This window comes from Chryseobacterium shigense, from assembly GCF_014207845.1.
In the GTDB taxonomy this organism is placed as follows: domain Bacteria; phylum Bacteroidota; class Bacteroidia; order Flavobacteriales; family Weeksellaceae; genus Chryseobacterium; species Chryseobacterium shigense_A.
The window spans coordinates 210,019-226,273 of record NZ_JACHLC010000001.1 but is presented as its reverse complement, the minus strand read 5'-3'; the positions used below and the strand labels follow the sequence as shown (position 1 = coordinate 226,273).

Here is a 16,255-nt window from a genome sequence, read left to right as displayed (position 1 = left end):
TTTAAAACCCCGGAACAGGAATTTCTTTGAAAAAATTATACTTCAGGGTAATGGTTTCTACAACTATTTTATTTTCTTCTGCATTAAATTCACTGAATTCATAGCTCAGCGGAATGGCATGAGATACATACCAGACTTTTACGGGAATTCCATTTTCATTTAATAATGACACTACCAGATTGGCCGGATGGAAAATAAAGTTTTCTATGGCCTGGCTACACCACATGGACAGTCCGGACATATCGGAGGTAAGCCCCCTTTTTAAAACAAGATCCTGATAACCGGAACGCAACGGCAGATTGTGTTTGAACCTGTTTTGTCCGCCTTCTGTATAGGATTCCGTTTCAACAGTTGCCTTTAATCCGCTTACATTCTGGAACTTTGTATCAATAGAAAACTGTGGCATCAGTTCAAATACTACCGAAAAATGGAAACCTACTATGGGATCATTATTAGGCATGACAAGCTTTTATAGGTATTCCAATGTAAAACCATGATTGGCGATTTCCACCGTATCTATGGCTGCTTCGTTGGCATCGGCTTTCATATCTGTACATTTCAGGGATACGATGAAACAGTCTTTCACTTTCCAGACTACTTTCGGTTCATGGTTTTCGTCCAATAGCGAGATCGTAATGTTTCTTCTTTCTACGGTGTTGAGGGCTACCGTATTGTACCAGTCGTAAAACTCGTTATCTCCCTCAAACACGCCTCTTTTTAAGGTAATATTCCCGTTTTTTGCCAATCCCGGCATTTTCTTTTTAAAAAACTCGGGGCTTGATCCTACACGGTGCTCTATGATATCCATTTCTTTATTAAGACCGGAAACTTCAGTAAATGCTATTTTACTACCTCCCCAGGCAACGCTAAAATGGAACTTCGGTAGTGGAAAATCTGTATTTGGCATGATATTAATTTTTTTGATTAGTAAAGATTATTTTTATGAACGCTGTTGCATTTGCTTGAATTCCAAAACGATAAATTCAGCAGGTCTTGAAGGGGCATACCCAATTTTAACAATCATTCTTCCTTCCAGAATATCCTGGGCGGACATGGTTTGTCCCAATCCAACCTGAACGAAAAATGCATGCTCTGCTTTTGCCCCTACCAAACCTCCGTCATTCCATACTGTGGTAAGGTAATTTTCTATCATTCCTTTTACATTGACCCAGGTTTGAGCAGCATTAGGTTCAAAAACGAACTGCATACATGCCTTTTTCACAGATTCTTCAATCATATTGGCCAATCTGCGAACGTTAATGTATTTCCAGTCATTACTGTTTCCGGCTAGTGTTCTTCCACCCCAAACCAGGAAACCGCTTCCTGTAAATTTTCTTAAGGCATTAACAGATTTTCCGGTAGGATGAATATTCATGTCTTCCTGTTCCGTATCATTGATATCATCTGTTAAACCAATAATTCCATTGATACTGATATTTGCTGGGGACTTCCAGACTCCTCTTGTCCTGTCTGTCTGTGCATAAATTCCTGCTATAGCGCCCGAAGGAGGCACAGTATTCATAGAAACGGATAATCTGGCAACGATTTCAGCATACAACGGCATATTGGAAGTCAGCGTGCTTTCCTGCTGTTCGATATAATTTTCGATGGAAGCCATGGCACTGTTCATTCCATTAAGAATCAATGTTCTTAATTTGTCCAATGCAAACTGTATTTTATTTAAATCTGCCGTAAGTGCGGGAGTAGTTTCTAAATTACCCGTGAAAGGATTGGATGATGAAACGGCCAAAGTACCCCAGATTGATTCAAAATCAGCAGCTACAATAGTTTGGCTGATCTGTTTTCCTGCAACAAAAACGTTTGTGGTAGCAGGATCTTTCAATGTATTATAAACTGCCTTGAGATCAATCAGGCTTTGCAGATATGGTTTTAATGATGTTGAGATTGTGTTTTCAACATAAATTTTCAAATCTGCATCGGTAATGGTGGATGTTTTCCCCAGTTTTGACAACAGGTTTACCAGTTTTGTGAAATAGGCATTGGTATTGGAAAAGTCGTTTGCTATTACCGCTTTGTCTTTATTGGTTTGAAAAGCAGCTTTATTCCATTCAAAAATAAATCCTGTAGTTGCTGTAGCTTTATAAACTAAATCATACTGGGATTTAAATTTAGCGATCATGGGAGCAATAATAGGATCAGAAGCATAAATACCTGCAAAATTTACCTGTGCATCTATTTTGCTAAACCTGAATTTATAACTGGAATTGATGTTGAAATGCGGATAATAAGCAGCTCCGTATTTCAGGTTCATATTTCCTACTTTATCCCTGAAGCTTTCAATGCTGGAAATTAAGTCCGTTTTATTCGGGGCAGATAATGTGATGATATCCAGTATTGAAAACCTGTCCATCAGATCATTACACTGAAGAAGCATCTGCTGTTGAACGGCAGCAAGATTATCAGCGGATAAATTAACTGCATCGGGAGAAAGCAATAAGGTGGGCTCATCAAAACTTCTTAACAAATCCAAACCATCTGTAAAGTCTTTTGACGCAGAGAATGCAGGATTATCTGTAAATTTTCCGAGGGAAACGATATAGCATGTTCCTCCTCCGTTTGCATAAAACAATTTTATGCTGTTGTACAGTTTAAATTTACTTTCAGTTACCGTATACACGTCATTTCCTATATCAATGGTAACGGTGTCCGGACTTGGAGCTTTTCCGAAAATCTGTTCAAATTCCATAAAAGAGGTAATTCTTACCGGAACAAGCGGTCCTTTTTCCGTATAGCCTATAAAAGCAGGTATTGCTGTGGCTACCTGTGCTACTGATGGTGGGAATGCGTCAATTTCATTGATGTGCACTCCGGGTGTTTTAAGTGAACTTACATTCATGGCTTTATTTTTTAATTATTTTTAAGGATTAGGGTGAACTACGGATTCTAAAAATCCTGTAGGATCATTTTTATTATTTTCCCACAGATTTATTCCAATTTCTTCGATTGCTTTTTCGTTGACTTTTGTATTTTTCTGAACAGGCAGCACTCTCATTTCGTACAAAACTGAAGGCATGTATTTTGAACCTAAGTATGACCACATCTGATTGAGCTGGTCCATACTTAAACTAACTAATAAGAATGTTATTTTTGAATAGTCTTTTTTTTCGGTATCACTTTTACCGTCATAGGTATAATATGTAATTACTTCATTAGTATTCAAATGATAATAAAAAGAGTTGTTCTGCTGAAAAAAATCAATAATACTCTGTAGTTTTTCGAGACCAACCAAATACTGGGAATGGTCTTTATTATAAGATGCAAAAAGAATAGAAATATTCAGGTATTTTGTAGGATGTGCATATTTATCAACAGTATTGCTGATGGTATTTTTTTGATAAACAGACTGGTTTTTAAGTGTTTTATCTTCCTGAATATTTACAACAGATAGGGTAATGCTGGATTTTAATTCTAGAAAATCATCTCCATCATTAAGGGTAGCAATATTGGTGATGCTGATCATATTTTCATCAGGATCAACCAATCCGGCAATTTTCTCTATGATTGTTTTTAAATTCATATGCTTATTAAGAATGTTTTAATAAATCATTATTTTATCAAAGATTCCTATACAAAACAAGCAATAATATATAAAATATGTTACAGGAAATACACCCTTTTTCATAGAGGAAATTCCCCTTTTTTAAGTTAGAAAACGAAAAGAATGTAAATTATAACAGCCCATGAGACATTAGGCATATAGATCTTACAGTATAAACAAGACCGTAGAATTCTTATTACATAGAATGGTAAAAAATTAGGTCGCTTACGAAATACCTTCAAAATTTCACCATTTTATTCTGGACTTAGCCAACCTGTTTATAAGCAGGTATGATTCTGTTTATCAAACAATTACAAACAAAAAAAGTCACCAAATTGGTGACTTTACAAATATTGCGATCCGGACGGGACTCGAACCCGCGACCTCCGCCGTGACAGGGCGGCATTCTAACCAGCTGAACTACCGGATCAATTTTTTAAAAAAGAAATTGAGAAAACTTCTGCGATCCGGACGGGACTCGAACCCGCGACCTCCGCCGTGACAGGGCGGCATTCTAACCAGCTGAACTACCGGATCTAATTTTTTTAAAGTAAATTATAAAACTTTTGCGATCCGGACGGGACTCGAACCCGCGACCTCCGCCGTGACAGGGCGGCATTCTAACCAGCTGAACTACCGGATCATTTTCTGTGTTGTAAAGAACGTTGTTTCTTTTTTGTGATTGCAAAATTACACCTTTTTTCATTACCTGCAAATTATTTACAAAAAAAAAGCCCCCCGAAAATGGAAGGCATTCATTATCAAAGTTATTTTTTTTATAAGTGTGCACTTAGTTTTTCGGCGATCACCTCTTTTGGAGCTACACCAACTAATTTATCAACCACTTCACCGTTCTTAAAAATCAGAACTGTAGGGATATTTCTGATGCCGTACTGTGTAGAAATTTCCTGATTGTTGTCTACATCAACTTTTCCTACCACTGCTTTTCCTTCAAAATCTGATGCTACTTCTTCGATGATTGGTCCCAAAGTTCTGCATGGTCCGCACCATACCGCCCAAAAGTCTACCAATACCGGCTTGTCTGATTTTAAAACTGTGTCCTGAAATGAGCTGTCCGTAATTTCTAAAGCCATTTTGTTTCTTTTATTTAAATTAATATTATATTCTTATTCCAATCCTTAATCGGATGTTCAAAATTACGATTTTTAAGCAATAAGACTATCTATGCTCAACATTTGTTTTTTCTATAGTAAAGTCTTTTGAAATTTCTTCCAGAGCTGCTGCCAATGCGTCTATTTCCTCTTTTGTTGTCATATGGCTGAAAGAAATACGTAACGGCGTACAATGCTCCATTTCATCCTCAGAAAGAACCATCATCATCACCATCGAAGGTTTTGATGCTCCTGAAGAACATGCACTTCCCTGGGAAATTGCAATTCCTTTCATATCCAGCTGAAGCCCGATCAAAGGGTTTTTATAAGGGAGTAAAGCACTTAAAACCGTGTAAAGGCTGTTTTCCTTCTCTGCACTTCTTCCGTTGAATTTAATGCCCGGAATTACTGCAGAAAGTCTTTCTATTGCGTAATCTTTGATGCCCTGCATGTGGTTGGTATATTCTTCCATATGATTCAGGGAAAGTTCCAGTGCTTTTCCAAGACCTACGATACCGGCTACATTCTCAGTTCCGGCTCTCAGACTTCTTTCCTGGGGTCCTCCTGTGATAATTCCCTTCATTCCTGTTGATTTTCGGATGAAAGCAAACCCTACTCCTTTCGGGCCATGGAATTTGTGGGCACTGCATGAAGCAAAATCTACCAAGATATCGGAAAAATCAAGATTCATGTGGGCCATCGTTTGTACCGTATCTGAATGGAAAAGGGCATTATTTGCTTTACAGATTTCAGCAATCTTTTTGATGTCTGCAATATTTCCGATCTCGTTATTGGCATGCATTAAGCTTACCAGCGTTTTTTTATCTGATGCTTTTAAAAGCTCTTCCAGCTTATTAAGGTCAATATCCCCTTTCTCATTGGGACGTATATAGTTTACCTCTACTCCTTTTCTGCTTTTCATATCCAGAATACTCTCAGATACACATTTGTGTTCCAGCGGTGAACTGATGATCCTCTGTACTCCAAGATGTTCCACACTGGATTTAATGATCATATTGTTCGATTCTGTTCCGCACGAAGTAAAGATAATTTCTGCAGGTGTTACATGAAGATAATCTGCAACCTGCCTTCTCACATTTTCTATAAGGATCTTTGCTTCCTGCCCAAAACTGTGGGTGGAAGAAGGATTTCCGAAATTCATCTTCATGGTGCCAACCATTGCATCTATGACTTCTTCTGAAAGAGGAGTTGTTGCAGCGTTATCTAAATATATTTTGTTCATTTTAATTGGAATATTTTAATTCTATTGAGGCAAACTGGTAATCTGAAGGAACGGCAAAAATAAACCACGGATTTGAAAGCACCTGAATTTCCATTCCGCCTGATGATATCCCCGGAACTTCCACGTACAGTACATTATTTTTTACGGATATATTTCTGATTGAGGTAATTCTGTGACTGCCCGACCTGAAAATTCCCATATGATACATGATCACTTTTTTGTTTTTTGGAAATTTAGGATAATTGACGGACGGCTCTTTTTTCAAATCTATAAGACCGAAACTGCCTTTAATAGCGTTACGGAATTCTTTTTCATTCTTAATAATAGTAAATCCAACTTCATCTGTACCGCCCTGTGCCTCAGAAACAAGCAGTTCTGCATTTTCAGGCATATCTGATGCTCTTTGAGACGGCGCAGCTGTACAGTTCATTAAGATTGCAGTACATAAAACAAGCAGTCTTTTCATTATTACATTTTTACCACCCAAAATTAGTGAAAAAATTGGTAATGACCTTCATTTGCCCACTTAAGCATCTGTCTGTCTCCGGAAGTGTCTCCGAAAGCGATAATTTTATCGTATTTAGAATCGTGTATTTCCGCTTTTATTCTCAGAAGTTTTTCTTTTCCGTTGCAGTTTTTGCCAATGAAATTTCCTGTAAAAACACCATTCTTAAACTCTGCACGCGTGGATATCAGCTGCATCTGAAGCTTTTCGGCAAAAGGTTTTACCCAGATATCCAGTGATGCGGTAACCAATAAACTCTGTGTATTATCTCTATCGATATTTTTTATGAAATCCAGGGCATTTTCTCTTACAATTGCTGGATAATACTGCTCGAAAAACTGTTTGGATTTCATTTCGATCTTTTCCTGGGTCTGTCCTTTCAGAATAGATCCTATAAAACTCTTTTTTACTTTTTCAGTTTCTGCAAGCTTTAGTTTTAACAGAATGAAAAGAGGAACATGTCTTAAAAACTGTATCCTGAATTTGGTAGAATCATAGAATTTAAGATACATAAACATGGTATCTTTATACGTCAGGGTTCCGTCAAAATCAAAACAATACAATTTTTTCATTTTTATTAAAGCTTTAATTTTTTAAATATAAACTCAGGGATATTCCTGATAATCATCATAATAATACCCCATACAGGTAAAACATATGCTACATTCTTCTGCTTTTTGAAAGCCTTATAAATGCAGGCTGCCGCCTGTTTTGGCGTTGCTGTCAGTTTAGGGTTCAAAGGTAATCCTTCCGTCATTTTAGTGGCCATAAAACCTGGTTTTACGGTAAGAACATGTACCTTTTTATCAAAAAGATAGTTGCGGAGCCCACTCAGATATGCTGTAAAAGCTGCTTTTGCGCTTCCGTAAATAAAATTACTCTGTCTTCCACGGTCTCCTGCCACTGATGAAAGCCCTATAATGGTTCCCGATCTTCTGCTCTCAAATTTTTGTGCAAAAAAGTTCATCACCGGGACCAATTTGGAATAATTGATACTGATGATCTTTTCTGTGTTCCTGCTGTCATAGAGACCTTCCTCTGTTCCGTCTCCCAAATATCCCGCAGCACAAAATAATACATTTGAGCTGACATGATCAAATGTATTGTAATCAATCTCCTTCATGAGATCAATTTCAATAACTTCGGACTGCTGCAGAAACTTTACATCAATATGTCTTGCGAATCTTTCCGTAGTTTCTTTATTGGATGTGAAAAGATATATTTTCTCAAATTTTTCTCCTTCCTGCAAAGCCTTTTCTACAAAGGCCTGCGCTACTTCAGATGTACTTCCCAGAACTATCATTATGAATTGTTGTTTATAATTCTTTTGTGCTGTAAAGACACAAATTTTGAACTTTGAATGTTTTTAAGGTAATTCGTAAGTGAAGACCTGCTCATGCTGTCTTTCGTAAGGTAAATTCTTCCTCCGAACTGCTGTACGATATCGTCTAACTTTTCAACAAGCTTTTTCAGTTTTGAATTGACCTTAAAATCGAGGGCAAGCGTATAGCCTTCAAACGGAAATGAATTGTAGGCTTCAGGATTGTTTTTCCCGAAAAGCTTTAAAACGGCAAGAAAAGAGCCGTTACCGCTTGCCGCGATGGTCTCGAGGATCTGCTTCATTCCTTCTTTGCCTGCTTCTTTCGGAATTACCATCTGATATTGGATAAAACCTGATTTTCCATAGATTTTGTTCCAGTCGGTGATGGCATCCAGCGGATAGAAAAAGGTTTCATAATCAATAAAGTTTTTCACTTCTTTTCTGGTCTGTTTTTTATAATACAGCAGATTGAAGATCTTTACCGTCAATGCATTCAGAACAAAGCCTGGAAAATAAAACGGAACTGTAGGCTGTAATTTTTTCTTCAGTCTTAATGGCTGTTTGGCAATATTCTGTGGAAGTTCGTGCTGAAAAGCGTGTTCACCTCTCATTAAAATGCTTCTTCCCAGATTTTTTCCTTTCTGAAGACAGTCGATCCATGCTACTGTATACGTCCAGTTTTCACTTTCGTCAAAAAGCCTGAAAATTTCATCCAGATTCTCTGCTTTGATGCTTTCCTGACGAATGTAGGCAGATTCTATATTTTTAAGTTTGAATTTTACTGTAAGGATAATTCCGGTAAGTCCCATTCCTCCGATGGTGGCCCAGAATTTATCTGAATTTTCCTCTCTGGAACATGTGATAATGTTTCCGTTTTCAGTCATCAGCTTAAATTCCGTCACGTATTCTGAAAAGCAGCCTTCTGCGTGGTGATTTTTACCGTGAACATCTGAAGCAATTGCCCCACCTACTGAAATAAATTTAGTTCCGGGAGTTACATAAAGAAAATATCCCTGCGGAACGGAGATTTCAAGCACGTCTGAAAGTAATACTCCGGATTCGCATTCTATAATACCGTTAAGACGGTCGAAACTGATGAATTTATTTAATTTCTGGGTAGAAAATATGGCTTCTCCCAGGGAGGCATCCCCGTAGCATCTTCCATTGCCTCTGGCAATAACTTCATTATGATTGAGTACAAATTCTTTTATTCTGCTAAAGCTGTCCTCAGATCTTATTTCTTTTTCTACAACCGGGTAATTTCCCCAGTTGGCAACTTTCTGTGTGAAATTCGGCTTCATTTTTTAAAATAAATCTGGATTAAAAATGCGGCTACCCAAAGCACTAAAGTCACCTGGATATATCGGTCTCTGTACACAATTTTTGTAGGAGACTCTGTTCTGTTATAAACTAATGTCTGCTGCAGATATCTCAAAAATGCAAAGACTACAAATATTACGGTATAGAAAACTCTCTGATGAAATCTTCCCTGCACTTCGGGCGAAAGGGTAAACATTAGGTAGCAGACAATTGCAAGGGTAACTGAAATGGAAAGAGCAATATCCGCAAACTGTACGTTGTACCCATCCAAAGCTTTTCTTGTTTTCCCGGAAACCTGTGCATTGATGAGTTCTCCCCTTCTTTTTCCGATGGCTAAAACAAGTGCGAGTACAAAGGTCAGTAGGATGGCCCATTGTGAAATATTTATTTCCGTTATGCGTCCTCCTGCTAAAACTCTCAGTACAAAACCTAAGGCAATAATGAAGATATCTATGATCGGCACATGCTTAAGTTTAAAGGTATAGGCCAGATTCATCACGATATAGAACCCTATAATTGCTGCAAATTTCCATAAGGGTTCATGAAAATAAAGCTGCGCAAGAAATACAAGGGCAACATCTACGATAATAAGTCCTGCAAGGATTCCCAAAGCTTTGGATTTTGAAATAGCTCCGCTTGCAAGGGGTCTTCTTCTTTTTTCAGGATGCTTGCTATCCGCTTCTATATCGTTATAATCATTAAGGATGTATACAACACTTGCAGCAAGGGAAAAGATGATGAATGCAAAGATGCTTTTGGTAAGTAAGTCTAAATTTGTAATGTTTCCGGAAAAAAACAGGGGGACAAAAACAAACAGGTTTTTCACCCATTGTTCTACACGGAGGAGTTTAAAATATTTCTTCATTTATGCTATTTCGGTTACAAAAATAGTGAATTCAAAATTAAACATAAAAATATAAAAAAAACCGCCGAGGCGGTCTTTTACGAAAATATTTATATAAAATTAATTACTGCCCTTGCTTGGCATCATTAATCATCTTTTCATTAGCAGTAATGGCAAATTCCACTCTTCTGTTTTTAGCTCTTCCTTCTTCTGTATCGTTGGTAGCTACAGGCATGGATTCTCCTTCTCCTTTTGTCATCATTCTGCTTGACGCAATTCCTTTACCTGACAGATAAGCTTTTACAGCATCTGCTCTTCTTTGTGAAAGACTTAGGTTATAAGCATCAGTACCTTTGCTGTCTGTGTGACCGTAGATATTAATATTCGTATCCGGGTTATCAACAAGAACTGTTGCTAATTTATCCAGGTTGGTTTTAGCCGTAGGAGTTAAGTTTGAAGAGTCAAAAGCAAAGTTTACAATGCTTTCGTTCATGGTAATCTTAATACCGTCTCCTACTCTTTCCACTTCAGCTCCAGGTAAAGTTTCCTTAATCTGTTTAGCCTGCTTATCCATCTTATTACCGATTACGTTACCGGCAACACCACCGATAATACCTCCTAATACGGCTCCTAATGCTGAGTTTTTACCACTTCCTACATTATTACCTAAAATACCCCCGATCACAGCTCCTGATGCAACACCTACTGCTGTACCTCTCTGCTGGTGGTTAGAATTCTGAACAGCCTCACAGCTGGTTAATAATAATGCTGATGATAAGAAAAGAGCACCTATATATGTTTTAGTAAATTTCATTTTTTTTATCTTTTATGTTATAATTATTTCATTCCTGTTCTCTGGAAGTTGTAAACAACCTGTACTGTATTTCCGTCGAAAGGAACGTTCTGTACAAGTGAAAACTGGTCTGTAGACTGGTTAGTGATCGTTAAAGAGTATCCTACAGTATTTTGCTTAGCTTTAGTTCCCGCAGCGATTTTTTTAAACATGAAAGTATTTCCGTCTTTTACTTCAAATTTAATTGGCTGGGTAACGCTTGGACAAGCTCCACCGCCATTCAAAGTATAGGCTCCGGTGTAGTTATTGGGAATCAATCTCCAATGACTTCCTACAAAACACTGAGCATCAGCACCTTCATCAAAAGGTTTGATTTTAAACCCTTTTTCATAATCCACGCTAACAATTTGCCAGTCACCTTTTAATTTCAGGTATTCGACTCTCTGGTTTTGTGATGTTTCTGCATTTTTCACTGAGGAACAAGACACTGCAAAAAGTGATGTTCCGATCATCCCTGCAAGTAGTAACTTTTTCATTTTGTTGTTTATTATTTTGTTATTTATAAAGTTACAAAAAACCGTGCCAAATTGAATAATAAAAATAAAAAAAGTCCGAAAATTTCGGACTTTAAATGCTTTCTCCTTATATACAGGGAGATATATTATTTTTTAACAGCCTTTTTTACGGATTTCGCAGGCTTGCTGCTGCTTGAAGATTTTCCGTTATAGAAGTTGGTATAGGCATATTCTGCTGCTTTTTCAAGATCTATAACACCTCCTGCCTGGGAATATTCAGGAAATTTATTATCCGCATTCGGATTGCTGCTTTTTACAAGTGCTTCAATAATCTGGTAAGGCTTCAGATTAGGCATATAAGCTAATAATACAGCTGCTGCTCCGGCTACTACCGGTGATGCCATAGAAGTTCCCTGAAGGTATTTGTATTCGTTTTTAGGTACTGTAGAGTATATTTCTTCACCTGGTGCAAAAACATTTACCATTTTTTTATTGTAATTAGAGAAGCTTGCTCTAAGATCATTATTTCTGTTGGTACTGGCTCCTACAACCAATACGTTGTTTACAAACGGTTTTTCATCTGTAACATTTTTAAAGTTTGTAGGGTATGCAAGGTGTTCAGCTACATCTTCGTTTTCGTTACCTGCTGCTTTTACCAAAAGAACGCCTTTATCTTCTGCATATTTGAACGCATCCCACACTACGCTTTTACCTGGAGATACCGGTTTTCCAAAACTCATGTTCAATACTTTTGCTCCATTGTCAACTGCATATCTGATGGCATTGGCAACGTCTTTATCTCTTTCATCTCCGTTTGGAACGGTTCTTACAGACATAATTTTAGCTACTTTGGAAGCTACACCATACTGTATTTCTTTCCCTTGTGGAAGACCTGCAATGATTCCTGAAACGTGTGTTCCGTGCTCTGCATCCGGTCCTTCATAGTCGTTATTTCCGTATTTTTTCTCAGAATAATCGTCGTAATTGTCTCCTACAATTTCTTTTCTTGGATCATAGCCCAGATCATACTGCTTAGACTGTGGTGTAAAATGATCGATAGCTTCTTTCATCTGCTCTTTCATCAGCTTTTCGAAGTCTGCAGAGGATTTTCCTTTGAATTCCGGACTTTGAGAAACCTGTCCAAGAACCTGAAGTGCAATAGCATCTTTCTGATCTGTTGGAGGTTTAATTCCATCCAGAGTCTCTGCAGTAACAGGTTTACCTCCCAATAGTTTTACCATATTCGGAATGATACTGTTGATCATGGTATAAGTCTGCAAGCCTTGTTTTGCTTCTACGCTTTTTTTACTGAAAAGTTCTTTAGATTTCATATACATCGCAAACTCTTCGGGCATTTTCGCCTGGTTTGCTTTGTTTTTTGCAGAATCATCACCTTCAAAAACCGGTTTATATTTGGCAACAACCCTGGTTACTTCCATGTTATCTACATCAATGTCGCCGTTTTTTCCTCCGATAAAGTTCCAGCCGTGTACGTCATCGATATAGCCGTTTCCGTCATCATCTTTACCGTTTCCGGGAACTTCGTTAGGATTCGACCATACATTTTTGACAAGCCCCGGGTGATCAACCTGAACTCCGCTGTCTAAAACTCCTACAACAACAGTTTTCGGTTTAAGACCTTTGGATTCCAAGTATTTATATGCGTTTGCAGTATTTATCCCGTATACTTTTGTTGTGGAAAAATCTTTATGATACCAAGTCATCAGATCTTTATCTTCTTTTGGATCAATGCTCTTAGCCTGTGATTCCTGAGCGTAAGAGAAACTAAAACCTGCCAGAAAAACAGCAGCTAATAATACCTTTTTCATTAGTATGATTGTTTAATATTTTTTATATAAGTCAGAGATTCAGGACCTTTGTTACAAATAAGATCCAAAACCGACAAATCTTCCAAAAATCCAAGTTTGTCTGAGAAGGTTTGGTAATACTCTTCCATTTTAAATTCTGAAGGGTGTTTAGCCGAAAATCCTTCTCTGAAGTTTACACTTTCCGGATTTTTGATATATTCTTCATTCAAAGACTGTGCCTTTTCTGTTTTAAGGATCTGTTGCAGAACTTCTAATCCTTTCTGATTGAAATCGATAAGAAATTTCTCATTCAGATCGTATATTTTCCTGAATTTTTCTTCATAATATTCGAAGTAAGGAGAGCTCTGATATGCTGTTTTAATGGATTTCCAATGCAGGTTTTTCCAGTCTTCCCGGTAAGAGATCTCAATATCCTTATATTCTCTTTTCCCGTTATGATTGATAGGGATTATCAAGGAAAGTTTCCCGTTTGCGCCAAAGATATTGGCTCTGTTCCTGTAGGTCTGCTTCGGGAAATTTTCAAACTGTTCAAATATAATATTATTCTCAGGGTTTAAAAACACTGAAAACCATGAAATCGGGGGCATATAAAATACCGGCAATAATACATTCGTCATATTCATCATACAAAAATGAAGTATTTTTTCAAATACTTCATTCTATTTTAAGTTTAAATTTAGTTATAATTCGTCTTCTGTTTTTTTCTTTCTGAATAATTTCATAAAATATTCCCATCCGAAGAACAGTATAAGAATCATTGCAGCAATCCACCAGTATGAAGTTTTATTGGCTTCCCCTGTGTTGGTTGCTTTGAACATTCTGTCCCAACGGATTTTGAACGGAGCCTGATATGTAGAACTGTTGTCCGAGAATGCTCCCTGTAAACTCATCCATGTAAACATTGGTTTTCCTACGATGTTTTCTTCAGGAACGAAACCAAAGAATCTTGCATCGAGGGAAGCGTCTCTGTTGTCTCCTATCATCATGTAATAATCCTGCTGGATCGTATACTGACTGGCTTCTTTTCCATTGATGAAGATTTTCCCGTTTTTCTTTTCAAGGCTGTTGTGCTCGTACTCGGAAATAATCCACTGGTACATAGGAAGTGTTTCGTTATTGATTGCTACTACATCTCCTTTTTTAGGAATTCTTAACGGTCCGTACCAGTCCTGGTTCCACGGCTTGTTGATCGGGAAAATGGATTGTGTGGTATCTATTCTTGTTTTTGCTTCGTCTTTGTAATATACTGCCGGTTCTCCTTTTGCTGTAATATCTTCCTTCATGTCGATTACCTGAGGAAGCTGTTTGATTTCCTGAGCAGTTTTGTCTGTAAGCCCCTGGAAAGCATAAATATATCCTTTTTCTCCCTGAACTTCCTGTACAGGTAAAAATCCATAAGTATTATATAACGCAGGAATATCCAACTGGCTTCCTGTATTCACAATATATCTGTGCTGTACTTCCTGATCTCCTAAAACGGTTTCCGGCTTTCCGTTAACGAAAAGTCTTCCGGCTCTCATTTCAAAGGTGTCTCCGGCAGTGGCTACACATCTTTTAACGTAAGGATCTTTCCTGTCAATTGCTGTATGTACGGAATCCTGAGGATAGTTGAATACTACCACATCATTTTTCTGAGGTTTGTTGAACTGGAAAATTCTTGTATAAGGAAGCTTTACAGCATCTACATAAGATTTCGGATCGTCTTTCGGGTTTCCTTTTTTTCCGGTATCCATAATGGTTCCCTGAAGGAATGGTATTGCCACAGGACGCATCGGCATTCTGTAGCCGTAGCTCCATTTGTTTACAAAAAGGAAGTCACCTACCAAAAGCGTTCTTTCCATGGATCCTGTAGGAATCCCGAACGGCTGCGTTACAAAAACGTGGATAATGGTTGCAAAAACAACCGCAAAAGTAATAGATCCAATGAATGTATCTTTCTTTTTTGCATTTTTTTCTTCGTCTGTAATGAACAGGTCATCAGCATTTTCATCTTCTATCTCTACATCTTTGGAGTAGTTCACCGTTGCCATATAGATAAACGGCAGGATCACGGTAAGAAGCTGGTGCTGAAAAAGGGGTTTTCCAAATTTTTTCATTAAATAAATATGGAAAGCAGACATCATAATAGGTCCTACTATCGGAAGATAAGACAGGATAGCCCACCATTTCGGATGTTTGGTTTCCTTTAATATAATGAAGTAATTATAGAAAGGTATAAATGCAAATAAGGGACTGTATCCCATTTTCTTGAACAGTTTCCAAGTGGAAATTCCCATCAGTACAGACAAAATGAGAACATATACTGTATAAGTTAAAAAATAATTCATAGTTTTTTGTGCCTATTCTGATAATATAAATGACAAATATGATTATTAAATGACAGTGTTTTTTTTAATTGCTGAACACTTATAAATCATCATTTTTCATTATTAGTTTACTATTTAGTGCAATTGTTACAAATTAAAGCCCCAAAACGTCTTTCATTGTGAAGTTTCCTTTTTTATCTTTAATCCATTCTGCAGCTACTACAGCTCCGAGTGCAAAACCGTTTCTGTTGAAAGCTGTATGTTTTAATTCAATTTCATCAACTTCGCTTTTGTAATAAACGCTATGGGTTCCCGGAACCTCATCTTCACGGATGGCAAAAATCCCCAGTTCCTGTCCCTCAGTTTCTTCCAGTTTCCAGGCATTAAATTTAGGGTTATTTTTGATAATTCCTTCAGCAATGGAAATAGCTGTTCCGCTTGGAGCATCTTTTTTATGGATATGATGAATTTCTTCAAGCTGGCATGTGTATTCATCCACATTTTTCATGATTTCAGCTACTTTTTCGTTCAGGGCAAAAAATAAATTCACACCTAAGCTGAAGTTTGAACCGTATAAGAATGCGCTGTCATTATCTACAGCAATTTTTTCAATTTCTTCTTTTTTCTCCAGCCAGCCTGTAGTACCACAGATTACCGGGATTTTATTTTCGAGGCAAGCCTTGATGTTGTCATACGCAGCTTCCGGCAGTGAAAATTCAATAGCCACATCAGGATTATTAAGATTTTCAGCTGTTGGAGTTTCTTTCAGTCGGGCTACTATTTCATGACCTCTCTTCTGAGCAATCTCATCAATGATCTTCCCCATTTTACCGTATCCAACTAATGCTATTCTCATGTAATATTTTATTTTATTATGATCTAATGAACTTTACCGTTCACAGATGCTT

At 37.5% G+C, this 16,255-nt stretch carries 17 protein-coding genes and 3 tRNA genes; all 20 read right to left on the bottom strand.

The features are described 5' to 3' along the window. Window position 1: 1 nt before the first annotated feature. The gene (locus HNP36_RS01045) at window positions 2–460 is read right to left on the bottom strand and encodes a phage tail protein (RefSeq protein ID WP_184161592.1); all 459 of its coding nucleotides are present in this window, start codon (window positions 458–460) and stop codon (window positions 2–4) included. Between the two features lie 9 nt (window positions 461–469). Next, a complete protein-coding gene (locus tag HNP36_RS01040) occupies window positions 470–907 on the bottom strand; it encodes a phage tail protein (RefSeq protein ID WP_080778370.1) in 438 nt (145 codons plus the stop codon). 33 nt (window positions 908–940) lie between these two features. Next, window positions 941–2,857, bottom strand: coding sequence for a phage tail sheath C-terminal domain-containing protein (locus HNP36_RS01035; RefSeq protein WP_184161594.1), 1,917 nt, complete (start codon window positions 2,855–2,857; stop codon window positions 941–943). Between the two features lie 21 nt (window positions 2,858–2,878). Then, window positions 2,879–3,538, bottom strand: a complete 660-nt coding sequence (locus HNP36_RS01030) for a Pvc16 family protein (RefSeq protein WP_184161598.1) — start codon at window positions 3,536–3,538, stop codon at window positions 2,879–2,881. Window positions 3,539–3,915: 377 nt separating this feature from the next. Next, window positions 3,916–3,989: transfer RNA gene (locus tag HNP36_RS01025), tRNA-Asp, on the bottom strand. A gap of 33 nt (window positions 3,990–4,022) precedes the next feature. Then, a tRNA-Asp gene (locus HNP36_RS01020) sits at window positions 4,023–4,096 on the bottom strand. A gap of 32 nt (window positions 4,097–4,128) precedes the next feature. Beyond that, window positions 4,129–4,202: transfer RNA gene (locus tag HNP36_RS01015), tRNA-Asp, on the bottom strand. A 133-nt stretch (window positions 4,203–4,335) separates the two neighbouring features. Beyond that, window positions 4,336–4,653: a thioredoxin gene (gene trxA / locus HNP36_RS01010; protein WP_184161601.1), complete on the bottom strand. Its 318-nt coding sequence runs from the start codon at window positions 4,651–4,653 to the stop codon at window positions 4,336–4,338. A gap of 85 nt (window positions 4,654–4,738) precedes the next feature. Further along, window positions 4,739–5,914: a cysteine desulfurase family protein gene (locus tag HNP36_RS01005; protein WP_184161604.1), complete on the bottom strand. Its 1,176-nt coding sequence runs from the start codon at window positions 5,912–5,914 to the stop codon at window positions 4,739–4,741. 1 nt (window position 5,915) lies between these two features. Next, complete coding sequence (locus tag HNP36_RS01000) at window positions 5,916–6,380, bottom strand: hypothetical protein (protein WP_184161607.1); 465 nt, start codon at window positions 6,378–6,380, stop codon at window positions 5,916–5,918. Between the two features lie 23 nt (window positions 6,381–6,403). After that, complete coding sequence (locus HNP36_RS00995) at window positions 6,404–6,991, bottom strand: HAD family hydrolase (protein WP_184161609.1); 588 nt, start codon at window positions 6,989–6,991, stop codon at window positions 6,404–6,406. A gap of 5 nt (window positions 6,992–6,996) precedes the next feature. After that, the gene (locus tag HNP36_RS00990; RefSeq protein WP_184161612.1) at window positions 6,997–7,722 is read right to left on the bottom strand and encodes an SDR family NAD(P)-dependent oxidoreductase; all 726 of its coding nucleotides are present in this window, start codon (window positions 7,720–7,722) and stop codon (window positions 6,997–6,999) included. Then, window positions 7,722–9,041 (bottom strand): FAD-dependent oxidoreductase, encoded by a 1,320-nt coding sequence (locus tag HNP36_RS00985; RefSeq protein WP_184161615.1) that lies wholly within the window; start codon window positions 9,039–9,041, stop codon window positions 7,722–7,724. The genes HNP36_RS00990 and HNP36_RS00985 overlap by 1 nt, the downstream gene beginning before the upstream one ends. Next, window positions 9,038–9,925 (bottom strand): decaprenyl-phosphate phosphoribosyltransferase, encoded by an 888-nt coding sequence (locus HNP36_RS00980; protein WP_184161618.1) that lies wholly within the window; start codon window positions 9,923–9,925, stop codon window positions 9,038–9,040. The genes HNP36_RS00985 and HNP36_RS00980 overlap by 4 nt, the downstream gene beginning before the upstream one ends. Before the next feature lie 103 nt (window positions 9,926–10,028). Continuing rightward, window positions 10,029–10,718 (bottom strand): OmpA family protein, encoded by a 690-nt coding sequence (locus HNP36_RS00975; RefSeq protein WP_184161621.1) that lies wholly within the window; start codon window positions 10,716–10,718, stop codon window positions 10,029–10,031. A gap of 23 nt (window positions 10,719–10,741) precedes the next feature. Continuing rightward, entirely contained in the window at window positions 10,742–11,233 is a 492-nt protein-coding gene (locus HNP36_RS00970) for a lipocalin family protein (RefSeq protein WP_184161624.1), read from the bottom strand. 125 nt (window positions 11,234–11,358) lie between these two features. Then, the gene (locus tag HNP36_RS00965; RefSeq protein ID WP_184161627.1) at window positions 11,359–13,041 is read right to left on the bottom strand and encodes a S8 family serine peptidase; all 1,683 of its coding nucleotides are present in this window, start codon (window positions 13,039–13,041) and stop codon (window positions 11,359–11,361) included. Next, entirely contained in the window at window positions 13,041–13,664 is a 624-nt protein-coding gene (locus HNP36_RS00960) for a WbqC family protein (protein ID WP_184162346.1), read from the bottom strand. Before HNP36_RS00960 ends, HNP36_RS00965 begins: the two co-directional genes overlap by 1 nt. A gap of 57 nt (window positions 13,665–13,721) precedes the next feature. Further along, window positions 13,722–15,368, bottom strand: a complete 1,647-nt coding sequence (gene lepB, locus HNP36_RS00955; RefSeq protein ID WP_184161631.1) for a signal peptidase I — start codon at window positions 15,366–15,368, stop codon at window positions 13,722–13,724. A gap of 133 nt (window positions 15,369–15,501) precedes the next feature. Further along, window positions 15,502–16,203: a 4-hydroxy-tetrahydrodipicolinate reductase gene (gene dapB / locus HNP36_RS00950; RefSeq protein WP_184161634.1), complete on the bottom strand. Its 702-nt coding sequence runs from the start codon at window positions 16,201–16,203 to the stop codon at window positions 15,502–15,504. Window positions 16,204–16,255: the final 52 nt, after the last annotated feature.